This is a genomic window from Kitasatospora sp. NPDC052868, from assembly GCF_044547105.1.
Classification (GTDB): domain Bacteria; phylum Actinomycetota; class Actinomycetes; order Streptomycetales; family Streptomycetaceae; genus Kitasatospora.
On record NZ_JBITZW010000011.1, the window covers coordinates 210,498 to 232,990 of the forward strand.

A 22,493-nucleotide genomic window follows, 5' to 3' on the forward strand; every position below is an offset into this window, starting at 1 on the left:
CGTCAGTGCGCCGCCGCTTCTGCGATGATCCGGACGATCCGCTCGGAGACCTCCCCGATCTCCTGCGCCGTGCGAACGTTATCCGACTGACCGTCCGTCAGGAAGACCAGGGCGACCGGGGCGGTCGGGTGGAGCACGATGCCGGCGTCGTTCACCACGCCGCGAAGGCTGCCGGTCTTGTGCCGCACCGGGAGGTCGTCGTCCAGGCGGGACGGGATCCGGTCGTTGCGCAGGTAGTTGACCAGGTACCGCCGAAGCGGCTCCAGGTGCGGACTCCGCTCGATGTGCTCGATCAGCCGGAGCACGTCCTCCGCCGTCGTGGTGTTCGCCCGCCCCAGGGGCCCGAGCTCGTGTTCGGAGAATCCGGCCGGGAAGGCCGTCGAGGCCAGCCGGAGATCCTTGATCGTCGTGTCGATCCGGTCCTGCCCCAGTACGCCGCGGACGTACTCGGCCGCCGGGTTGTCGCTGGTCACCAACGAGAACCCGCACAACTCCCGTACGGTGAGCGTCGATCCCGGATCCAGCGCCTGCAGGACGCTCGGATACATGGTGCCCGGCAGGTCGCCGACCCGCACCCGGGCCTCCGTGTCGACCTCGCCCCGCTGTCCGGCCTCGAACAGTGCGACGCCCAGGATCATCTTGGCCAGGCTCGCGGCGGGCAGTACCCGGTCGGCGCCGTGGGCGACGTTGAGCGCCGGTCCGCCGAGGGTCTTCACCAGGACGCTGCGGACTCCCACACCATCGCCGCCGCCCGCGAACTGCTCGACCTGCGCCTCCACGGCGGCGCGCACTGCACCGGAATCGATCATCGGGGCCATCCATTCCTACGGCGACGGGTGATGGTCAGTCGTCTACCCGGCTGCCGGGCTCTCACGCGGTGTGCCGAGGGTGGTTTGGGACGGATCCGCTTTCGGTGCTCCCGTGGACCCGTTCTGCGGGTGCGCGGTCGGCGCCGGGCCGCTGCCGGCGGCCGGGCTGCACGCGCCCGGCACGGGCGAGGGCCCCGGCCGTTTGGCGGTCGGGGCCCTCGGGGGGTGTGGGAGGAGGGGTCAGGGTCGGGCCTCGGCCTGTTGCTGGAGGAGGCCGGCGATCCGGTTCAGGTCGTTGAGGACGTCGAAGAAGGTGTCGATGTTCGGGGTGGAGGCGCCGTTCACGGCCAGGTAGAAGGTGTGCAGGCGGCCGTGGCCCGCCGCGAGGTAGCCGCCGAGGGTCTCGCCGCCGACGGCGAGCCGGTCGTTGACGGCGTCGTATCCGATCACGGAGCCGGGCTTCGCCCAGACCTTGCCCTTGCCCGGGCAGGTCGGGCAGCCGTCGCAGGCGGAGGCGAGCGAGCCGTCCACGCCGAGGATCGGCAGCGCCTCCCGGAACCGGTCGGCGTCCGGGGTGCCCTGCCAGTAGTGCAGGATCTCGTTCTCCACGTCGGGCGTGACCCGGTCCACCGGGTTGCCGCCGCGCCCGTCCAGCAGCTGCACCTTGGTCGGGTCGATCCCGGCGCCGCTCAGGAAGTCCCGCAGCACGGGGAAGCCGTCCGCGCACTGGTGGCTGCCGGTGGCCACGGCCATCAGGCAGATGGCGAGGTTGGCCCCGAGGTTGTGGCTGACCTTGAGGATCAGCCGCGCGTACTGCTCGTAGACCGGGGAGACGTACGCGGCGACGCGCTGGGTGCCGTCGTAGGAGTCCGGAAGCAGGCCGACCGGGTTGGGCCCGGTCGGCGGGGCGGTGACGGTGACGCCGGCCCGGGCGAGCGCCTCGATCAGGGCGGTGCGCCCGAAGGCGTTCGGGTCCTGGACGTGGGAGACGCGCAGGGTCGGCGGTGCGTCGGCCGCGATCGTGCCGGAGAGGGTGATGTGGGTACCGTCCGGTGAGGCTGACACCGCGATGGCGGTGGCGCCGCCGGCCTCGACCGTCCGCACGGTCGACTCCACCTGGTACGGCGCGACCTGCGGCCGCCAGCTGAGCTGCGCCGGCTGCCCGGGGGTGGTGGCGGTGGACAGCAGGTCGATCAGGTTGTCGTTGACGATCAGCGGCGTCGGGGTCGGGTCCAGCTCGGTGTCGGGGGCGAAGAGCCGGGGGTCGATCGCCACGTCGCCCCGTACCTCGGTGATGCCGGTGTCGCGCACCTGGCCGGCGATCAGGTCCAGCCCGGCGAGCGGGTTCTCGGGGGTGAGCGTCGCGCCGGGTACGTCGTTGGCGTAGGTGTGGTCGATCGGGGTGAAGGCGACGGTGCCGTCCGGCTTGGTGCGGCCGCCCATCGTGAGGTCGCCCTGGGCGATCAGGGCCAGCGAGCCGTCCAGCACGGAGCCGCTGCGGGTGCCGAGGGCCTGTACGGGCGTGGTGAACCGGTGGTCGGTGCCGAGGGTGTGCCAGGCGCCGGAGACGCTGACCAGCTTGGCCGTCGACCCGGGGATGAAGAACTGGTCGGGGTACTGGGAGTGGATCACCTCGCCGGTCGTGTCGTCGATCTCCAGCAGGCCCCACTGCGCGTGCTCGTAGGCGGGCTTGTGCATGATCGCCAGAATGTCCGGGCTGAGCCCGTCGGTTCCGGTGGGCGCCGCGCTCGCGGTGCCCGCGGTCATGGCGGTGGCCGCCGCCGCGGTGACGGCGGCCACGGCGCGCAGGCCCCGGGCGATCGCTCTCGATCTCATCAATCCACCTCTTCCGGGCGCACGCGGTCGCCCTGACGGGTATTCGACCCAGGCAGGGATACCGCCGCGGGCCCGTCCGCCGAACGTCCGGCCGGGTCCGTTCACCCGCATGTCCCGAACGCGGGCGCGTCCGGGGCACTGCGGGCCGCGGAGGAAGAGCAGCGGAGGAAGAGGTGCGGGGGAAGGGGTGGCGGGGGCGGGGTCACTCGACCTTGACGTCCACCTTCATCTCGTCCGCGCCCGCCGTGCCGGCCACCGTGACGGTGACGCCGGTCCAGTGCCCGTCGGGCAGGTTGAGCGCGGGGTTGCTCGTCTGGCCGACGAGCCGGTTGGAGCCGGAGGGGTAGAGGTCGTCGGCGTCGCCGCGGTTGCCCTGGCGGAAGATCGCCGCGAGGTCGCGCCGACCGTCGGCCTGGAGGAGCTCGATGGCGAGGTTCTCCTCGTCCTCGACGTCGAGGATGTCCTCGTCCACCACGTAGACGGCGATGCCCTCGTCCGGCAGGAAGGCGTCCTGGCCCTTCTTGCGCCGGTACTCGACGACGATGTACTGCTTCTCCTTCATCGTCCGGGCGTTCTGGACGAACAGCATGCCGCCGCCCTCGGCGGCGGGCCGCAGGGTGATGTCGGGGGTGGTCCGGGTGATGCGCTGGGGGCTGGTCCAGCCGTGGAACATCCGGAGCATGCCGTTGGCGAAGACCGGGGTCTGGCCGTTGTCGCCCCAGTTGCCGGAGGCCATCAGGCAGTAGTCCCCGAGCCCGGCGGACTTGGTGAGTGCGAAGTCGCCGATGTCGTAGTAGTCGTCCCAGCGGGCGGCGAGGTGGCCCCACTCATGGGCGCAGAGGCCGACACTGCAGTCCTCGGGCACGGTGAGGAAGGTACCCACCCGCAGGCCGGGGGCGACCTCCACGCCCTCCGGACCAGGGGGGTCCAGGAACGGCGGGGGTGGCGGGACGTTCCACTTGAGGCTCCAGAAGTTGTTCACGTTGCCCTTGGTGGACTCGGCGCCCCGACCCGCGTGGACGATGAACAGCGCGGTGACGAACCCCTCGTTGAGCGCGTCGAAGGGCGTGAAGTCGATGCCCTGGGCGCGCGCGGCCGCGACGGCGTCCCGGGCCATGCCCTGGGAGTTGCGGGGGAACGTGCCCTGGCCGGTCCGGCCGTCGACGTAGAAGGAGATCGGCTGCGGCAGCCGCAGCCAGCCGTGCACCTCGCCCACGACGTCGATGCCGTGGGGGCCGTGGTCGCCGTCCGGGTCGAAGCCGCTCAACTGCCGGTAGTAGTCGCGCAGGCTGCCGCTGGGGAAGGTGTGGTTCCTGCTGAACAGCAGCTGCTCGTAGTGGCCCGGGGTGAACTCGCTCTGGTGCGGCTTGTCGGGGAAGTCCACCAGCAGGACGAGGGTGTGGACCTCGCCCTTCAGCGGGGTGTCGGGACGGGAGATCAGCTGCGCGCCCGCGGCCGGGGCGGGGCTGGTGGCGCCGTCGTCGAGGCCGACCATGCCGCCGCCGCGCCGTTCGGCCCGCCAGACCACGTAGAACTGGTCGAAGGTGATGTCGGGCGGCAGCCGCCGGGACTGTTTGAGATTCAGGTACTCGGCATAGAGCTGCCCCAGCGACTTCGGGGAGAGAGGCGCGAGGCAGGGTTGGTCGGCGGGGTGATGGTGGTGATGCAGCGGGGTTAACGTGTGACGCATGGTGACGGCTCCCTAGGGCCGGCTCACTGGCGAGGCGTGTCCGCACGCTCCGTCGGATCCGCGGGGCCGTCGGCGGTCGGTCGGCGCGCCGGAAGGCGGTCGGGTCACCGGCACCGAGTGCGGGTGGAGCGATTTGCGGCTATCTGCCCCTATTTTGACGCCCCGGACGGTGATAACACCAGACCCTTCGCCTGCCCACTATGCGGGGATCGCGGCGGCCGCCGCGACGAACGAGGCCGCCAGCTGCGGTGATCCTGCCCAGTGAAGGTGCAGATACGAAGCGTGAACACCGCCGGCGGTGAAACCCTCCGTCCGTGACCCGGTCGGCAGCCGCCAGCCCCAGGCGGGCCGTTCGCCCGCGCCGGGCTCGCAGACCGTCCGGTGGAACTCGTGGCCGCGGACCCGGGTGCCGGCCGGGCCGAGCGGCGAGTCGTGCAGCGCGACGGCCTCCCGGTACCCGAGGGTCAGCCGTTCGGTCATCCGGGCCGCGGTGTCCAGCACGCCGCACATCGGCAGGCCGTCCAACTCCCTCCCGAGGTAGAGCAGTCCGGCGCACTCGGCGGCGATCGGGGCGCCCCGGCCGGCGAGTGCGGCGATCGCGCTGCGCAACCCGGCGTTCGCACTGAGCTCCCGGACGTACAGCTCGGGGAAGCCCCCGCCGATCACCAGGCCCGCGGTGCCCTCGGGCAGGGCGTCGTCGTGCAGCGGGTCGAACGGCACCACCTCGGCGCCGGCCGCCGCCAGCAGTTCGGCGTTCTCGGCGTACGAGAACGAGAACGCGGCGCCGCCGGCCATCGCGATCCGGGGCGCGCCGACCGCCGTGCCAGCCACCGCGGCCACCTCGGCGGCCGCGTCCCAGGGCACACCGTCCAGCGGCGGAGCGGTCCGGGCCAGCGCCAGCAGCGCGTCCAGGTCCACCGAGGAGGCGACCAGTTCGCCCATGTCCCGGACGGCCTGCAGCGCCTGCGCGGAGCGCTCCACGGCGGGGATCAGGCCCAGGTGGCGGGAGGGCGTGGCGACCGCAGCCGAGCGCCGCACGGCGCCCAGCACCGGCACGCCGGAGCCCTCCTCCAGGGCCTCGCGCAGCAGCTGCTCGTGCCGGTCGGAGGCGACCCGGTTGAGGATCACCCCGGCGAGCCGCACCTGCGGGTCCCAGGAGGCGAAGCCGTGCACCAGCGCGGCCACCGAGCGGGACTGCGAGGAGGCGTCCACCACGAGGACCACCGGCGCCTTCAGCAGCTTGGCGACGTGCGCCGTGGAGGCCAGCTCACCCCGCCCCGACGCCCCGTCGAACAGCCCCATCACGCCCTCGACCACCGCCACGTCGGCCCCGGCCGCGCCGTGCAGGAACAGCGGCGCGATCCGCTCCGGCCCGCACATGAAGGCGTCCAGGTTGCGGCCCGGGCGCCCGGCGGCCAGCGCGTGGTAGCCCGGGTCGATGTAGTCCGGGCCCACCTTGTGCGGCGACACCGCCAGACCGCGGGCGGCGAGCGCCGCGATCAGGCCGGTGGCGACGGTGGTCTTGCCGGAGCCGGAGGACGGCGCGGCGATGACGAGACGGGGGATGTTCACGTGTTCCGACTTACCACTCGATACCGCGCTGGCCCTTGCGGCCGGCGTCCATGGGGTGCTTCACCTTGGTCATCTCGGTGACCAGGTCGGCGAGTTCGGTGAGCGGCTCCTTGGCGTAGCGGCCGGTGATCACCACGTGCTGGCTGCCCGGGCGGTCCCTGAGCACGGCCACCACCTCGTCCACGTCCACCCAGCCCCAGTGCATCGGGTAGGTGAACTCGTCCAGCACGTAGAAGCGGTAGGTCTCGGCGGCCAGGTCGCGCTTGACCTGCTCCCAGCCCTCCTTGGCCGCCTCCTCGCTGGACTGCTCCATCTCGGTGGACCGCTGGACCCAGGACCAGCCCTCGCCCATCTTGTGCCAGTCCACCGTGCCGCCCTCGCCGGAGGCGCCGAGCACGCGCAGCGCGTTCTCCTCGCCCACCTTCCACTTGGCGGACTTGACGAACTGGAACACCCCGATCGGCCAGCCCTGGTTCCAGGCCCGCAGCGCCATGCCGAAGGCGGCCGTGGACTTGCCCTTGCCCGGGCCGGTGTGCACGGCGGTGATCGGCAGCGTACGGCGCTGGCGGGTGGTCAGGCCGTCGTCGGGAACGTTCTCGGCTACGCCCTTGGGCATGGGGATCAGGCCGCCTTTCGGTGGAGGTCGGTGGTGCGGTGGGCCTGGACGAGTGCCGCCACGCCCTCGGCGCGCAGCTCGGCCAGGGAGACGGCGGAGGCGCCCAGGCGGGCCGCCAGCTTGTGGGCGAGGCCGAGCCGCACCGGCCCGGACTCGCAGTCGAGCACCACGCTCGCGATGCCCTGGGCGGCCAGCAGCCCGGCCGCCCGGTCGGCGGCGGGCAGCGCGTCGCGGCCGCCGGTGGCCCGGCCGTCGGTGACCACGACCAGCAGCGGGCGGCGGTGCGGATCGCGCATCCGCTCCACCCGCAGCACCTCGTGGGCGCGCAGCAGACCGGCCGCCAGCGGGGTCCGGCCGCCGGTCGGCAGGGACTCCAGCCGGGCCGCGCCGACCTCCACCGAGGAGGTCGGCGGCAGTGCCAGTTCGGCGCCGCTGCCGCGGAAGGTGACCAGGCCGACCTTGTCGCGCCGCTGGTAGGCGTCCATCAGCAGGGACAGCACGGCTCCCTTGACGGCGCCCATCCGCTGCCGGGCGGCCATCGAGCCGGAGGCGTCCACCACGAACAGCACCAGGTTGGACTCCCGGCCCTGGCGCACCTGCTCGCGGAAGTCGTCCGGGCGCAGCTCCAGCGCCCGGCCGCTGCGCCCGCGCGCCGCCTGGTACGGGGCGGCGGCCTGCAGGGTGGCGCTCAGGTGCAGCCGGGCGAGCCGGCCCTGCGGGCGGCGGGCGCGGATGGTGTGCCCGCCGTCGGTCTCCGCGGGGGAGCGACGGCCCTGGGCGCCGCGGCCGGTGCCGGGCACCTTGAACAGCCTGGTCCGGTACGGCTCGCCGGCCGCGACCGGGGCCGACTCGCGGGCGCCGCCCTGGCCCTGCTGGGGGATCGGCTCCCCGTCGGCCGGCTGCTCCTGCTCCGGTTCGGCGGCGGCGGAGCCGTCGGGGGCGCCGGGGGTGTCCGCGGGGTCGGGTGCGCCGCCGCCCCCGCCGTTGTCGGGGCCGCCGTCCGGGCCGGGCCCCTCGTCCTCGGGGCCGCCGCCGTCGGGGCCCTCGCCCTCGGGGCCGCTGCCTTCCGGGCCGTTGTCGGGCTGCTCGGGCTCGGGCTGCTCGGGCTCCGCGTGCTCCTCCAGCGTGCGGTCCAGCTGCTCCTCGTCCAGACCGGGCGCGTCGAAGGGGTTGCGCCGGCGGCGGTGCGGCAGGGCCAGCTGGGCGGCCTTGCGGACGTCCTCCTCCAGGACCTCGGTGCGGCCCGCCCAGGCGGCCAGCGCGACGGCGGTGCGGGCCATCACGATGTCCGCGCGCAGCCCGTCCACCTCGAAGGCCGCGCAGACGGCGGTCAGCTGGCGCAGCGCCGCGTCGGTCAGCTCGACCTCGGGCAGCAACTCCCGTGCGGTGGTGATCCGTTCGGCGAGCCGCCGCTCGTCCTCGGCGAACCGGGCGGCGAAGCCGGCCGGGTCGGCGTCGTACGCCAGCCGGCGGCGGACCACCTCGGCGCGCTCCGCCGGGTCCCGGGTGGCGGCGATCTCCACGGTCAGGCCGAACCGGTCGAGCAGCTGCGGACGCAGCTCGCCCTCCTCCGGGTTCATCGTGCCGACCAGCAGGAACCGTGCCGCGTGCCGCACCGAGACGCCCTCGCGCTCGACGTAGGAGCGGCCCATCGCGGCGGCGTCCAGCAGCAGGTCCACCACGTGGTCCTGGAGCAGGTTGACCTCGTCGATGTAGAGCACGCCGCGGTGGGCGCGGGCCAGCAGCCCCGGCTCGTACGCCTTGACGCCCTCGGACAGCGCCCGCTCCAGGTCCAGCGAGCCGACGATCCGGTCCTCGGTGACGCCGACCGGCAGCTCGACCAGCAGGGCGGGGCGCTCGGAGGCGTCGGCGGTGTGCGCGCCGTCCGGGCACTGCGGGTCCGGCGCGGCCGGGTCGCAGGCGAAGCGGCAGCCGTCCACGGTGGCGATGGACGGCAGCAGGCCGGCCAGCGCGCGCACCATGGTGGACTTGGCGGTGCCCTTCTCGCCCCGGACCAGCACCCCGCCCACGGCCGGCGAGACGGCGTTGAGCAGCAGCCCGAGCCGCAGGTCGGCCATGCCGACGATGGCCGTGAAGGGATAGCGGACGTCACTCATGATTCTCCAAGAGGGCTCCGGGCGGGAGGAACGGCAGCGACCCGGCCGCCGGTACCCCGCCCTCGATCAGCTTCCACAGCGCGTCGGTGTCCGCGTGCTCCTCGATCAGGTCGCCCAGCCGGTCCAGCCGGGCCTCGCGCGCCTCGGCGAACGAGGTGTCCGGCGCGGGCACGAACGCCCGGCCCGCCGCCTGCGCCACCTCGCGCAGCAGCTCGCGCCGGAAGCCGTCGTTCTCCAGCGCGCCGTGCCAGGTCGTACCCCACACCGCCCCCACCCGGCAGCCGTCCAGGAAGGCTTCCCCGCCCTCGACGGCCACCACACCGTGGTGGATCTCGTACCCCTCGACCCGCTGCCCGTACGCCTCGCCGACCGGGCGGCCGAGCACCTTCGCGGCGCCGAAGCGGACCCGGGTGGGCAGCAGGCTGAGACCGTCGACGGCGCCGGCCTTCGACTCCACCTCGTCCACGATCGTGCGGGCCAGCATCTGGTAGCCGCCGCAGACGCCGAGGACCGGCCGCCCGGCCGCGGCCCGCGCCCTGAGGGCGGGCTCCAGGCCGCGCTCGCGCAGCCAGGCCAGGTCGGCGACGGTGGCCCGGGTGCCGGGCAGGATCACCAGGTCGGCGTCGGCCAGCTCCTCGGGCCGGGTGGCCCAGCGGACCAGGACGCCCGGCTCCTGGGCCAGCGCGTCCATGTCGGTGAAGTTGGACAGCCGGGGGAAGCGCACCACGGCCACCCGCAGCACGTCCGCGCCGAGCGGCCCGCGCCCCTCGGTGCGGTCCACCACGGTGGTCAGGTCGAGTGAGTCCTCGGCGTCCAGCCAGAGCCCGGACAGCATCGGCAGGGTGCCGAGCACCGGCCGGCCGGTGAGCCGGTCCAGCATGTCGAGGCCGGGGGCGAGCAGCCGCGCGTCGCCCCGGAACTTGTTGACGAACCAGCCCGCGACGTGCCGCTGGTCCTCGGCCGACAGCAGCGCCAGCGTCCCGTACATCGCGGCGAACACCCCGCCGCGGTCGATGTCCCCGACCACCACCACCGGCAGCCCGGCGGCGGTGGCCAGGCCCATGTTGGCGATGTCCCGGTCCCGCAGGTTGATCTCGGCGGGCGAGCCGGCGCCCTCGCAGACCACCACGTCGTAGCGGCCGCGCAGGTCCGCCAGGCACTCCAGGGCCCGCTCCAGCAGGAGGGGCTTGCGGTCGCGGTAGTCCATCGCACCGACCTCGGCGACGGCCCGGCCCAGCAGCACCACCTGGCTGCGGCCGTCCGCGCCCGGCTTGAGCAGCACCGGGTTCATCGCCGCCTCGGGCTCCACCCGGGCCGCCTGCGCCTGCATCGCCTGCGCGCGGCCGATCTCGGCGCCGTCGGCGGTGACGAAGGAGTTCAGCGACATGTTCTGGGCCTTGAACGGCGCCACGGCGACGCCCTGGCGGGCCAGCCAGCGGCAGATGCCCGCGGTGACCACGCTCTTGCCCGCGTCCGAGGTCGTCCCGGCGACCAGCAGCGCGTTGCTCATGCGCTCCCCCTCCGCTTCCGTGCCGTGAGCCCCGGCAGAAGTCCTGCCGGGGGTGCTGCCGTCCGGGCCGGCGTGCGTCGCGCCGTCAGCCCCGTCCGGAGGGCCTGCCCGAGGGCGTGCCCGGCGACCGCCGCCCCGAGGGCCAGCAGCCCCACCCGGCGGGAGAGCCGGCAGGCCCGCTCGATGTCGTCCACCGTCACCGGCCGCAGCTCGCCGCCGAGGACGGGCCGGTGCTCCACCCGGCTCCCGTAGGCCAGCGTGCCGCCCAGCCGCACGCCGATCGCCCCCGCGAAGGCCGACTCGGCCTGGCCCGCGTTGGGGCTGGGGTGCGCGGAGCCGTCCCGGCGCCAGACCCGCCAGGCGGTCCGGGGTTCGGGCGAGGCGGCGACGGTCAGCAGCGCGGTCAGCCGGGCGCCCGGCCAGCCCGCCACGTCGTCCAGCCGGGCCGAGGCCCAGCCGAACCGGGCGTAGCGCGGCGAGCGGTGGCCGACCATCGCGTCCAGGGTGTTGACGGCGCGGAACGCCAGCAGTCCGGGCGTTCCCGCGAGCGCGCCCCAGACCAGGGCGTTCACCACGGCGTCGGCGGTGTTCTCGGCGACCGACTCGACCACCGCGCGGGCGATCTGCTGCTCGTCCAGCGCGCTCGGGTCGCGGCCGCACAGGTGCGGCAGCCGGCTGCGGGCCGCCGCGAGGTCGCCCGCCGACAGCGAGCGGCCGATGGTGCGGGCCTCCCGGGTCAGCGAGGTGCCGCCGAGGACCGTCCAGGTCGCGGCCGCGGTGAGCGCGGCCCGCCCGAGCGGCCGGCGGCCGAGCGTCCGGTCGGCGGCCACCGCGCCGGCCGCGACGGTGCCCACGCAGAGCGCGGTGTAGGCGGCGCCGGCGCCGCGGTGGTCGCGCCAGAGGGGGCGTTCCAGCCGGCCCGCCGCGCTGCCGAAGGCGGCCACCGGGTGGCCGCGCCGCGGATCGGCGAAGCGGGCGTCGGCGAGATGGCCCGCGACGGCGCCCAGCGCGAAGGCGGCGGCGCGGGTCAGCGGGCGCACGGCGGCGGGCAGCCGGGGGCTCGGTCGGTCGGGGCAGCCTGCATCGCGTGCGTGTCCTCACTCAGGGTCCGCGCCCTGGATCGACGTACCGGCGGCGAGAGTCTCCTGGCTTCCGGGTCCGAACGCACCTTCGGGCCTTCCAGCGGCTTCTGACGGCCTGCCGACGGGCACCCCCCGCCCCGCTGACGGGTGAGGAGGTGACTCTCCGAACGTGCTCCCCGGTGACAGTGGCGGGACCGCGCCGGACTCGCACCGGCTTCCTCTGCATGCCTCCGTATTGGCTGAAGGATCCCATCACGGGGCCGAACCGGGAGTCAACCAAGGTCACGGAGGGTTTGGTCACACCCCCCGGAGGTTTCCCGCCGCCTTCCAGCCCCAGTCCCGCCCCCGTCCCGCCCCGTCGCTACCTCCGAGTCACGCCCCCGCAGGGGCATGACAGCCTGTGGGATCGTCCAGCGCCCTGTAGACGCCTACAGCCGCGCTTCGTGTGTTCGGCGGCTGGGGCGCCGATGCACCAAGGCCTACCGTCTGGTCCCATGCGACGCAGACAGCCTCCGGCCGTGCCCCCGGTGCCCTTCTCGCCCACGGCCGCCCGCGCGCACCGCGCCGGACTCGGGCTGACCCCGGCCCAGGTCGCCGAGGGCATGGCGGCGCACGGCGTCCGGCTGCTGCCCTCCCACGTGCTCGGCTGGGAGAGCGGCGAGCTGCGCCCCGCCGAGGAGGAGTTCATCGCCCTGGCCCGGGCGCTCTGGTGCCCGCCCGCCCAGTTGATGGGCACCCGCCCGGCCCGGCTGCGGGACTTCCGGGTCGCCCGGGAGCTCAGCCAGGAGGCCGCCGCCCGCCGGATCGGCATCCCGCTGCGGCACTACCAGGCCGCCGAGGCCACCGGCCGCTGGGACGGCGACGACGAGCAGACGTACGCGCTCGCGCAGGTGCTCGGCCTGACGCTGCGCGAGCTGGTCGCGGTGACGGACCGCCGGGAGGAGCTGGACCAGCGGCTGCGCCAGTGCGTGGACGGCCGCTGGCAGGCGCAGACCCGGGCGATCGGCCGGATCGTGCCGGTGCACGAGAGCGACCTCGCCACGGTGCTGACGGCGCTGCAGGGCGAGTACCAGGTCGCCTCGCACTGGGGCGCCGGCAGCTGGGGCTCCCCGGCCCCGGCGGCCCGCCCGGCGCAGCCGCAGGACCGCCCGGTCGGCGAGCGGTTCTGGGAGCTGCTCGGGCGGCGGCAGACCGACATCCCGGTCTGAGGCCGGTCGGTCCGGCCCCGGGTGACCCGGACGGCCCTGTCCGGTGGCCGTCGCCCGCCCCCGCGAGTGGACTGGGGCTGTCTGTCCGAGCAACTCCCGCCGGGCGTGCACGGCCGGGGAGGCGCCCGGCCCAGTCCGCGATCAGGCCAGTCCGCGATCAACAGAGCGGGGAGCGAGTATGCGTTGGGGAACCGCAGCCGTCGTGGCGGCAGCCGTCGTCGGGACCGGGGCGGCCGTCCTGGTGATCGGCCGGAAGGCGTCCGAGCGGATGGTCCACCCGGCGGCCGCGCGGCGGCCGGCGGGCCCCGTGCTGGTGCAGAGCCTGGCCGCCGGGCGGGCCACCTTCACCCGCAGCCAGGCCAGCGCCCGCCCCGGCCGCTGGGCCGTCGAGTGGGGCGAGGACGGCCACGCGGTGGTCGGCGAGATCCTGCACCAGGACGGGCAGGGCGTCACCCGGCGGCTGGAGCGCGCCGACCGGGGCACCCTGAAGGCCGGTACCGCCGTCCGCTTCACCCCCGACGTCTACCGCGGCGACCCGATGAGCGCGCTCGGGCTGGACTTCACCGAGACCGCCGCGGAGGGCGAGCTGGGCGCCCTGCCCGCCTGGTGGCTGGACGGCAAGCGCGGCACCTGGGTGCTGCTGGTGCACGGCCCGGACACCGACCGCCGGCAGACCCTCCCGGTGCTGCCCGTCCTGCAGCGGTTCGGCCTGCCCGCCCTCGCCGTCACCTACCGCGGCGACCAGGGCGCGCCGGCCTCCCCCGACGGGCTCGGCCACTTCGGCGAGACCGAGTGGCGGGACGTCGAGGCGGCGCTGCGCCTGGCCCTGGACGCCGGTGCGGGCCGGGTGATCCTCTACGGCTGGTCGCTGGGCGCCACGATGGTCCTGCAGACCGCCGCCCGCTCGGCCTGGGCCTCCGCGATCAGCGGCCTGATCCTGGACTCGCCGGTCCTCGACCTGCCGGCCACCGCGCGCCGCGGCGCCACCCGGGCCGGGTTCAGCCCCCCGGCGGCCGAACTGGGCGCGCTGGCCGCCGAGGGCCGCACCGGCGTGGATCTGGCCGACTTCGCCCGGATCGCGGACGGCACCGATCTGCGGGTGCCCACCCTCCTGCTGCACAGCCCGGACGACCCGGTGGCGCCCTGGCGGGCCGCCGCCCGGCTCGCCGACCGCCGCGGCGACGTGGTCGGCCTCCAGGCCTTCCCCGGGGCCGACCACGCGGCCCTCTGGAACGCCGACCCCGACCACTACACCGAGCTCCTGCGCCGCTGGCTCACCCCGCTCCTCTAGGGCCGACCGGACCCGGCCCCGGGACCCCGTCCGGCCGGGTCCGGTCCGCCCCGGGCGGGCCCGGCGCGCTGACCTGGCGTGTTCGTGTCACAAAGATCCGGCCAGGCGGTTTGGCCTCTGTTGCCCGATCTTGTGGACCCGCCGCGGCCCCCGCCCCAAGCCGGTGGCCAAGCGGATGTGACAGAAGGCCGGTACAAGGGGAAGACTGCTCGACGTGACGTCTCGGAACCCGCGCGACCGTGATGCCCCGCTCCCGCCGACGATCGGTACCGGTGCGACGGTGACCCGTCTCCCCGGTACAGCCCACCGACCCGCAGGCGCCAGGCCGGGCGGGTCCGGCGTACCCCGCCGACGAGGCCCCGCACCCGCCCCCGGCCGTGGCCGGGTCCCGGTGCCCGAGGGCTTCCCCGCCCCTGCCGAACTCGCCCCGCTGGCCCGCCGCATGCTGGTCGACGCCGTCCGGATCGCCCGCTGGGCCGGCGAGCTCGGCGAGGTCGACAAGCGCGGCGAACTGCTCCCCGAGGACGCCCGCGCGGCCGGCCGCGCACTCGCCATGACGGTGGGCGCCGCCGCCCGGGCCTGGGGCCAGGCCCTGCTGGTCGGCCTGGTCGAGGCCCGGGACGGCGGCGCCGCCCCCGGCTGGCGCCTGCACGCCTGGGAGCACGACGACGAGGCCGTGGTCCGCGGCTGGTCCGCCCTGTTCGACGCCTGGACGCTGCTCGCCCCCGTGCCGCCCGCCGCACTGCGGGGGGTCTTCGCGGTCCTCGCCGGGCAGGCCGTCGACCAGGCGCCGCAGCTGCTCTCCTTCCTGCACCTGGTGGCCGGCCCGGTCCCCGACAGCGAGCTGCTGGAGCTGCTCCGCCGCGGCCTGGACGAGCGCCGGGTCGGCGGCGGCACCGGTGCGCTGGGCCTGTCGCCCGTCCCGCACGCCGCCTCCGCGGTGTCGGCCGTCCGCGGCACCTGCCGCGAGCCGCAGATCGACACCCCGGCCGCGTCCGCCGACGTCGCCGCCGTCCTCGACTGGATGCTGGACGGCCTCGCCGCCGTCGGCGCGGTGGTCCGCAAGGACGACGCCGCCGAGCTGTCCCCGCTCGGGCACTGGGCGGTGCGGGCCAAGCTGGAGGAGATCTGCACCGTCGCCCAGACCGCGGCCGGGCACATCGAGCAGAGCGCCCTGGAACTGCTCAACGCCTGCGCCGACTACTCCCCGGGCCCGGCCCGCGCCGAGTACCGCGCCTGGGTGGCCGCCCGCCCGGCCGACCGGGCCGTCGCCGAGCTGCTGGACGCCGCACAGGGCGACGACGCGCTGGTGCGCGGCCTGGCCTTCGAGGCGCTGCGGGTGGCCGGCGGCACCGCCGAGCAGGCCGTCCGGGCCGCCGTGGACGAGCCGGTGCTGCGCCCGTACGCGCTGCTCTGGCTGGCCGAGCAGTCGGACGAGGGGGTCTCCCCGGCCGACGTGCTGGGCGCGGAGGACGCCGCCTGGCTCTGGGTGGACACCGCCGCCGCCGTCCTGGACCACGGTGAGACGGAGCTGCTGGTCGGCCACGTCGAGGGCGCCTCGGCCGGCGACCCGGTGCGGCTGTTCGCCCGCGCCCGGCAGTCCGGGCACCCCCGGGCCGCCTCGGTGCTGACCGCCGTCTCCGGCGTCCACCCCGACCCGGCCGTGGCCCGCGCGGCCCGCCGCTCGGCCTTCAGCGTCCACCGCGGCGGGGCCTGACCGACCGCACGACGAAGGGCCCGGATCCTTGACCGGATCCGGGCCCTTCGTGATGCCAGGGCGTGGCGCCCGGGCGGTGTGCTTCGGCGGGTCAGCCGACCCGCGACTCCGCGCGGCGCGCCCGCACGTCGCCGACCTTCTGGCCGACCTTGCGGCGGATGACCAGCAGCGGGGCCATCGCGGCCAGCGCGATCTGGGCGAAGGCGCCGACGTGCAGCAGCATGTCGCCGCCCGGCAGACCGGTGGCCCAGGCCGCCAGGCAGCCGATGGAGACCACGATCCAGCAGAGCGTGGCGGTGGCCAGCAGCCCCTGCGGCTTCGGGTACTCGATCCGGCTCATCATCAGGTACGCGGTGCCGGCGATGGCGAGCAGACCGGGCAGGAACGGCGGGTCGAGCAGCACGATGGCGATCACCGTCATCGCGCCCATCGGGCAGGGCATGCCCTGGAACACCCCGGGCCGCATCTTCACGGCCGAGAAGCGGGCCAGCCGCAGCACCACGGACAGCAGCACCGTCAGCGCGATCAGCGCCGAGAGCCGGCTGTCGGAACCCGGCGAGACCATGCCCCAGACCGCGACGAAGTAGGCCGGCGCGATACCGAAGCTGATCAGGTCGGCCAGGTTGTCGAGCTCGGCCCCGAGGGCGGAGGAGCGCAGCTTGCGCGCCACCAGCCCGTCGAAGAGGTCGCACATCGAGCCGATCAGCAGCAGCGTGACCGCGGTGGCGGCGCTGTGCCGGTCCGGCGCGACGTCCGGGTTGGTGATGTGCGGGACGAGCACCCCGGTGGTGATCGAGTAGATCGCCAGGAAGCCGCAGACGGCGTTCCCCAGGGTCAGGAAGTCGGCGGTGGACAGGTGCTGGGGAGAGCGCGGAGCACGCAGCTCGCGGTCGCGCGCCCAGCGGCGCCGGCGCAGGGCCGTCTCCTCGTCGTCCAGTCCGACGATCGTCTCAGGTTCAGTCACGGTCAAGGCGCGTCACCCCGGCTGTGGTCTTCTGGCCGACCTCGACGCCGACCTCGACGCCGGCCGGCAGGTAGGTGTCGACCCGGGACCCGAAGCGGATCAGACCGATCCGTTCGCCCTGCTCGACCTTGGTTCCGGCGTCCACGTACGGCACGATGCGACGGGCCACGGCCCCCGCGATCTGCACCATCTCGATGTCGCCGAGCTCGGTGTCGAAATGCCAGACGACCCGCTCGTTCTGGTCGCTGTCCTTGTTGAACGCGGGCACGAAACCGCCCGCGACGTGCTCGACGGACGTCACCGTGCCGGACAGCGGCGCCCGGTTGACGTGCACGTTGAGCGGGCTCATGAAGACCGCCACCCGGGTGCGGCCGTCCGGCCAGGCGTCGATGCTCTGCACCACGCCGTCAGCGGGGCAGATCACCGAGCCGGTGCCGATCTCACGCTCGGGGTCGCGGAAGAACCACAGCATGCCCGCGCTGAGCGCGCAGGCGGGTACCGCCGCCAGGGCCCACTTGCCGCTGCGCCGGGTGAGGGCGGTGGTCACGGCGGCCGTGGCGAGGGTGGGGACGAACCAGGGGGTGGCTCCGCGCGCGATGGTCACGCGGGGTCGCCGACCGGCCGTCGTGGCTGCGAGGGCATCGCGGTCCGTGACGGAGGTGTGAGGGGACGGGCTGATGGGCATCGAAGACCTTTGTCGCGGGGGATCATGGCCGCTGGACGGGGGCCACCGCGGGGATCGAGTAATAAAGGGACGGCTGCTGTCCCGGTGGATGCTATCGGGAGCACACGGTGGGTGGGCAACCCGCCTGCTCGGTCAGGTGTCCTGTGCAAGGCGCCGATGCGCCTCCTGTGTATACGACCGTAGCTCGGCCCCGTCCGGTTCCCAAGGGTCCGGACAGACCTGGTGACACTTGTCTCAACGGGCGTGTCGGATGAACCGTGCCCGGGGCAGGGCGCGTCGGGGCGGCGCGCAGGCATGTGGGAGCGGCCGCAGAGCGCGTCTCAGCAGCTACGCGCCCTGCGGCCGCTCCTCGGTGGCCGTGCCGGGCCCAGGCGGACCAGGCCGGGCCCCGGCGGCACGGCACCGCGCCGGGACGGGCCCGCACGCCCGTCGACCGGCCGTTCTTCGGGGAGCGCCTACTCGGCGATCCGGTACTCCTCCAGCAGACGACGACCGACGATCATCTTCTGGATCTCCGCAGTACCTTCACCGATGAGCAGCATCGGGGCCTCCCGGTAGAGGCGCTCGATCTCGTACTCCTTGGAGAAGCCGTAGCCGCCGTGGATCCGGAAGGAGTCCTCGACGACCTCCTTGCAGTACTCCGAGGCGAGGTACTTGGCCATGCCGGCCTCGAGGTCGTTGCGCTCGCCGCCGTCCTTCTTGCGGGCGGCCATCACCATCATCTGGTGGGCGGCCTCGACCTTGGTGGCCATCTCGGCGAGCTTGAACTGGATGGCCTGGTGCTCGGCGATCTTCTTGCCGAAGGTGGAGCGCTGCTGGGCGTAGGAGATGCCCAGCTCGAAGGCGCGCCGGGCGACACCGCAGCCGCGGGCGGCCACGTTGACCCGGCCGACCTCGACGCCGTCCATCATCTGGTAGAAGCCCTTGCCGGGGACGCCGCCGAGGACGCGGTCGGCCGGGATGCGGACGTCCTGGAGCACCAGCTCGGTGGTGTCGACGCCCTTGTAGCCCATCTTCTCGATCTTCCCCGGCACGGTGAGGCCGGGGACGGTCGGGTTCGGGCCGAACCCGGCCGTCTTCTCGATCAGGAAGGTGGTCATGTTCTTGTACGGGCTGCCGCCGCCCTCGTCGGTCTTGCAGAGCACCGCGACGAGGGTGGAGGTGCCGCCGTTGGTGAGCCACATCTTCTGGCCGTTGAGGACGTAGTGGTCGCCGTCCCGCACACCCTTGGTGGAGATCGCCGAGACGTCGGAGCCGAGGCCCGGCTCGGACATCGAGAAGGCGCCGCGGATCTCGCCGGCCGCCATCTTCGGCAGGAAGTAGTCCTTCTGCTCCTGGGTGCCGTGCGCGTTGATCATGTGCGCCACGATGAAGTGGGTGTTGACGATGCCGGAGACGGACATCCAGCCGCGGGCGATCTCCTCCACCACCAGGGCGTAGGTGAGCAGCGACTCGCCGAGGCCGCCGTACTCCTCGGGGATGGTCAGGCCGAAGAGGCCCAGCTGCTTCATCCCCTCGACGATGGCGGTCGGGTACTCGTCCTTGTGCTCCAGCTCCGTGGCGACCGGAATGATCTCCTTGTCGACGAAATCCCGCACGGTGGCGAGGATGTCCCGCTGGATCTCGGTGAGGCCGTCGGTCTGTGCGAGGCGTCCCATCGTGCGGCTCCTGTGGAGAGAGGGAAGAGGGTGGGGGAGAGGAAGTCAGAGCGGGGGGGGGGATTGCCGGGGGCCCTGCCGGCGTGGCTGCGGCAGCAGGGCCCCCGTTCCGGAGTGGGGATCGGCCGATGACGGCGGCCTACCCGTCCGGGGTCTGGGAGAGAGGTGTCAGGACAGCGGGGTGGGACGGCCGGGCTGCTCCCCGCCGCGCTCCTTGATGTACGTCGCGGTCGGCACCATCACCTTGCGGCGGAAGATGCAGACGACCGTGCCGTCCTGCTTGTACCCCTTGGTCTCGACGTAGACGATGCCCCGGTCGTCCTTGGACTTGGAGGGCCACTTGTCGAGCACGGTCGTCTCGCCGTAGAGGGTGTCGCCGTGGAAGGTCGGCGCGATGTGGCGCAGCGACTCGATCTCCAGGTTGGCGATCGCCTTGCCGGAGACGTCCGGGACGGACATGCCGAGCAGCAGCGAGTAGATGTAGTTGCCCACCACGACGTTCTTGCCGAAGTCCGTCGTCTTCTCCGCATAGTTGGTGTCCATGTGGAGCGGGTGGTGGTTCATGGTGAGCAGGCAGAAGAGGTGGTCGTCGTACTCGGTGACCGTCTTGCCGGGCCAGTGCTTGTAGACCGCGCCGACCTCGAACTCTTCGTAGGTGCGTCCGAACTGCATCTCAGTGGTCCTTAGGGGGGGTCAGGCCTGCGGGGGCTCGAACTTGGAGGTGCGCTGGAACCCGGCGGCCCGGCCCTTGCCGGCGATGACCAGGGCCATCTTGCGGCTGGCCTCGTCGATCATCTCGTCGCCGAGCATCGCGGAGCCCTTGGCGCCGCCCTCCGCGGAGGTGCACCAGTCGTAGGCGTCGAGGATCAGCTCGGCGTGGTCGTAGTCCTCCTGCGAGGGCGAGAAGATCTCGTTCGCGGCGCCGACCTGGTCCGGGTGGAGCACCCACTTGCCGTCGAAGCCGAGCGCGGCGGCGCGGCCGGCCACCTCGCGGTAGCCCTCCTGGTTGCGGATCTGCAGGTAGGGGCCGTCGATCGCCTGGAGGTCGTTGGCGCGGGCGGCCATCAGGATGCGCATCAGGATGTAGTGGTACGCGTCGGCCGGGTAGCCGGCCGGCTGCTCGCCGACCACCAGGGACTTCATGTTGATCGAGGCCATGAAGTCGGCCGGGCCGAAGATGATCGTCTCCAGGCGCGGGGAGGCCTCGGCGATCGCGTCGACGTTGATCAGGCCCTTGGCGTTCTCGATCTGCGCCTCGATGCCGATCTTGCCGACCTCGAAGCCCATGGTCTTCTCGATCTGGGTGAGCAGCAGGTCGAGTGCCTTGACCTGCTCGGCGTCCTGGACCTTGGGCAGCATGATGCAGTCGAGGTTCGGGCCGGCGCCCTCGACGACGGTGATCACGTCGCGGTAGGTCCAGTGGGTCGTCCAGTCGTTGACGCGGACGACCTTGGTCTTCTTGCCCCAGTCGCCGTTGTTCAGCGCGTCGACGATGTGGTGCCGGGCGCTCTCCTTGACCAGGGGGGCGCAGGCGTCCTCCAGGTCGAGGAAGACCTGGTCGGCGGGCAGGCCCTGGGCCTTCTCCAGGAAGCGCGGGTTGGAGCCCGGCACGGCGAGGCAGGAGCGGCGGGGGCGGAGCCTGTTGACGTTGGCCATGAGGGTGGGTCAGTCCTTCCGGGGTCAGCTGGTGGTCGTCGCGGCGGGGGCGGGCGTCCACGGCTGGAGCCTGTTGGCCAGCCGGATCTCGTCCACGATCCGGCCGATGATGGTGGTGATGCCGAAGTCCTTCGGGGTGAACACGGCAGCGACGCCGGCGGCCTTGAGGGCCTCGCCGTCCGCTGCCGGGATGATGCCACCCACGATCACTGGCACATCCTCCACCCCGGCCCGGCGCAGCCGGTGCAGGACGTCGGGCACCAGCTCGGGGTGGGCCCCGGAGAGGATCGACAGGCCCACGCAGTGCACGTCCTCCGCGACGGCCGCGGAGACGATCTGCTCGGGCGTCAGCCGGATGCCCTGGTAGACCACCTCGAACCCGGCGTCGCGGGCCCGGACGGCGATCTGCTCGGCGCCGTTGGAGTGCCCGTCCAGGCCGGGCTTGCCGACCAGCAGGCGCAGCTTGCCGGCGCCCAGCTCGGCGGCGGTCGCGGTGACCGCCTCGCGGACGGCCGCCAGCTCGCCGCCGGGCTCGGCCGCCACCGCGACCGGGGCGCCGCCGACGCCGGTGGGCGCGCGGTACTCGCCGAAGACCTCGCGCAGGGCGAAGGACCACTCGCCGGTGGTGACCCCGGCGCGGGCGCAGGCGAGCGTGGCGGGCATCAGGTTGGCCTCGGTGCCCGCGACGGTCTTGAGCTCCTCGAGGGCCAGCTGGGCGGCGGCCTCGTCGCGGCTGCCGCGCCACTGCTCCAGGGCGGCGAGCACGGACTGCTCGGAGGCCGGGTCGACCACCATGATCGCGGTGTCGAGGTCGGCCGTGAGCGGGCTCTCCTCGGTGGTGTCGAAGCAGTTCACCCCGATGATCTTGTCCTCGCCGGACTCGATCCGGGCCCGGCGGGCGGCGTGCGAGGCGACCAGGTTGGACTTGAGGTAGCCGGACTCGACGGCCGGGATGATGCCCCGGTTGCCCGCCTTGGCGCCCATCTCCAGCACCTTGGCGATCTCGGCCTCCGCGCCGGCCAGCAGCTCGGCGGTCTTGGTCTCGATCACCTCGGAGCCGTTGAAGATGTCCCCGTACTCCAGCAGGTCGGACTCGTAGGCGAGCACCTGCTGGATGCGCAGCGACCACTGCTGGTCCCACGGGCGGGGCAGGCCGAGCGCCTCGTTCCAGGCGGGCAGCTGGACGGCCCGGGCGCGGGCGTCCTTGGAGAGCGTGACGGCGAGCATCTCCAGCACGATCCGCTGGACGTTGTTCTCCGGCTGCGCCTCGGTCAGGCCCAGCGAGTTGACCTGGACGCCGTAGCGGAAGCGGCGCTGCTTCGGGTCCTGGATGCCGTAGCGCTCCAGGGTGACCTTCTCCCAGAGGCGGGCGAAGGCGCGCATCTTGCACATCTCCTCGACGAAGCGCACGCCGGCGTTGACGAAGAAGGAGATCCGGGCGACCACCTCGCCCATCCGCTCGGCCGACACCTGGCCGGAGTCGCGGACCGCGTCCAGCACCGAGATCGCGGTGCACATCGCGTAGGCGATCTCCTGGACCGGGGTGGCCCCGGCCTCCTGGAGGTGGTAGCTGCAGATGTTGATCGGGTTCCACTTGGGGATGTTCCCGACCGTGTAGGCGATCATGTCGGTGATCAGGCGGACCGAGGGCCCGGGCGGGAAGACGTGCGTCCCGCGCGAGAGGTACTCCTTGACGATGTCGTTCTGGGTGGTGCCGGTGAGCTTGGCGATGTCGGCGCCCTGCTCCTCGGCGACCACCTGGTAGAGCGCCAGCAGCCACATCGCGGTGGCGTTGATCGTCATGGAGGTGTTGGTCTGCTCGAGCGGGATGCCGTCGAACAGGGCGCGCATGTCCCCGACGTGTCCCACCGGCACGCCGACCCGGCCGACCTCGCCGCGGGCGAGGATGTGGTCGGAGTCGTAGCCCGTCTGGGTCGGCAGGTCGAAGGCCACCGAGAGGCCGGTCTGGCCCTTGGCGAGGTTCCTGCGGTACAGCGCGTTGGAGTCGCTCGCGGTCGAGTGCCCCGCGTAGGTCCGCATCAGCCAGGGCCGATCACGCTTCTGATCAGTCATCGGATCGCC

17 protein-coding genes and 1 riboswitch are annotated in these 22,493 nt (G+C 73.7%); of the genes, 3 read left to right on the top strand and 14 right to left on the bottom strand.

The window, feature by feature from the left end; all coding sequences use genetic code 11:
• Nucleotides 1–2: 2 nt before the first annotated feature.
• The 8 genes from ACIGZJ_RS20800 to ACIGZJ_RS20835 all read right to left on the bottom strand — a co-directional run bounded on the left by ACIGZJ_RS20800 (nt 3) and on the right by ACIGZJ_RS20835 (nt 11,190).
• The gene (locus ACIGZJ_RS20800) at nt 3–809 is read right to left on the bottom strand and encodes a serine hydrolase (RefSeq protein WP_396458578.1); all 807 of its coding nucleotides are present in this window, start codon (nt 807–809) and stop codon (nt 3–5) included.
• A gap of 240 nt (nt 810–1,049) precedes the next feature.
• Nucleotides 1,050–2,645: a D-alanyl-D-alanine carboxypeptidase/D-alanyl-D-alanine-endopeptidase gene (gene dacB, locus ACIGZJ_RS20805; RefSeq protein WP_396458579.1), complete on the bottom strand. Its 1,596-nt coding sequence runs from the start codon at nt 2,643–2,645 to the stop codon at nt 1,050–1,052.
• 202 nt (nt 2,646–2,847) lie between these two features.
• The gene (locus tag ACIGZJ_RS20810) at nt 2,848–4,335 is read right to left on the bottom strand and encodes a M6 family metalloprotease domain-containing protein (RefSeq protein ID WP_396458580.1); all 1,488 of its coding nucleotides are present in this window, start codon (nt 4,333–4,335) and stop codon (nt 2,848–2,850) included.
• Between the two features lie 198 nt (nt 4,336–4,533).
• Nucleotides 4,534–5,907, bottom strand: a complete 1,374-nt coding sequence (locus ACIGZJ_RS20815) for a cobyrinate a,c-diamide synthase (RefSeq protein ID WP_396458581.1) — start codon at nt 5,905–5,907, stop codon at nt 4,534–4,536.
• 10 nt (nt 5,908–5,917) lie between these two features.
• Nucleotides 5,918–6,523, bottom strand: a complete 606-nt coding sequence (gene cobO / locus ACIGZJ_RS20820; RefSeq protein WP_387941478.1) for a cob(I)yrinic acid a,c-diamide adenosyltransferase — start codon at nt 6,521–6,523, stop codon at nt 5,918–5,920.
• Nucleotides 6,524–6,528: 5 nt separating this feature from the next.
• A complete protein-coding gene (locus tag ACIGZJ_RS20825) occupies nt 6,529–8,640 on the bottom strand; it encodes a putative cobaltochelatase (protein ID WP_396458582.1) in 2,112 nt (703 codons plus the stop codon).
• A complete protein-coding gene (locus tag ACIGZJ_RS20830; protein ID WP_396458583.1) occupies nt 8,633–10,150 on the bottom strand; it encodes a cobyric acid synthase in 1,518 nt (505 codons plus the stop codon). The genes ACIGZJ_RS20825 and ACIGZJ_RS20830 overlap by 8 nt, the downstream gene beginning before the upstream one ends.
• Complete coding sequence (locus ACIGZJ_RS20835; RefSeq protein WP_396458584.1) at nt 10,147–11,190, bottom strand: cobalamin biosynthesis protein; 1,044 nt, start codon at nt 11,188–11,190, stop codon at nt 10,147–10,149. Before ACIGZJ_RS20835 ends, ACIGZJ_RS20830 begins: the two co-directional genes overlap by 4 nt.
• 98 nt (nt 11,191–11,288) lie before the next feature.
• Nucleotides 11,289–11,454: riboswitch (cobalamin riboswitch) on the bottom strand.
• 272 nt (nt 11,455–11,726) lie between these two features.
• Here ACIGZJ_RS20835 and ACIGZJ_RS20840 point away from each other — a divergent pair.
• The 3 genes from ACIGZJ_RS20840 (at nt 11,727) to ACIGZJ_RS20850 (ending at nt 15,448) form a co-directional block, all read left to right on the top strand.
• A complete protein-coding gene (locus ACIGZJ_RS20840) occupies nt 11,727–12,440 on the top strand; it encodes an XRE family transcriptional regulator (RefSeq protein WP_396458585.1) in 714 nt (237 codons plus the stop codon).
• Between the two features lie 178 nt (nt 12,441–12,618).
• Entirely contained in the window at nt 12,619–13,731 is a 1,113-nt protein-coding gene (locus tag ACIGZJ_RS20845; protein WP_396458586.1) for an alpha/beta hydrolase family protein, read from the top strand.
• 214 nt (nt 13,732–13,945) lie between these two features.
• Nucleotides 13,946–15,448 (top strand): hypothetical protein, encoded by a 1,503-nt coding sequence (locus tag ACIGZJ_RS20850; protein ID WP_392936125.1) that lies wholly within the window; start codon nt 13,946–13,948, stop codon nt 15,446–15,448.
• Nucleotides 15,449–15,539: 91 nt separating this feature from the next.
• Here the strand turns inward: ACIGZJ_RS20850 and ACIGZJ_RS20855 are convergent, their stop codons facing one another.
• From ACIGZJ_RS20855 to ACIGZJ_RS20880, 6 genes are all read right to left on the bottom strand, one after another.
• Nucleotides 15,540–16,418: a CDP-alcohol phosphatidyltransferase family protein gene (locus ACIGZJ_RS20855; RefSeq protein ID WP_387941466.1), complete on the bottom strand. Its 879-nt coding sequence runs from the start codon at nt 16,416–16,418 to the stop codon at nt 15,540–15,542.
• Nucleotides 16,405–17,097 (bottom strand): phosphatidylserine decarboxylase, encoded by a 693-nt coding sequence (locus ACIGZJ_RS20860; protein ID WP_387941464.1) that lies wholly within the window; start codon nt 17,095–17,097, stop codon nt 16,405–16,407. Before ACIGZJ_RS20860 ends, ACIGZJ_RS20855 begins: the two co-directional genes overlap by 14 nt.
• Before the next feature lie 455 nt (nt 17,098–17,552).
• Entirely contained in the window at nt 17,553–18,755 is a 1,203-nt protein-coding gene (locus ACIGZJ_RS20865; RefSeq protein ID WP_392936130.1) for an acyl-CoA dehydrogenase family protein, read from the bottom strand.
• 168 nt (nt 18,756–18,923) lie between these two features.
• Nucleotides 18,924–19,427 carry a MaoC family dehydratase gene (locus ACIGZJ_RS20870; RefSeq protein ID WP_396458587.1) on the bottom strand — a complete coding sequence of 168 codons (504 nt, stop codon included), beginning with the start codon at nt 19,425–19,427 and terminating at the stop codon, nt 18,924–18,926.
• A gap of 21 nt (nt 19,428–19,448) precedes the next feature.
• A complete protein-coding gene (locus ACIGZJ_RS20875) occupies nt 19,449–20,411 on the bottom strand; it encodes an HpcH/HpaI aldolase/citrate lyase family protein (RefSeq protein ID WP_396458588.1) in 963 nt (320 codons plus the stop codon).
• Between the two features lie 24 nt (nt 20,412–20,435).
• Nucleotides 20,436–22,484: a protein meaA gene (locus ACIGZJ_RS20880; RefSeq protein ID WP_396458589.1), complete on the bottom strand. Its 2,049-nt coding sequence runs from the start codon at nt 22,482–22,484 to the stop codon at nt 20,436–20,438.
• Nucleotides 22,485–22,493: the final 9 nt, after the last annotated feature.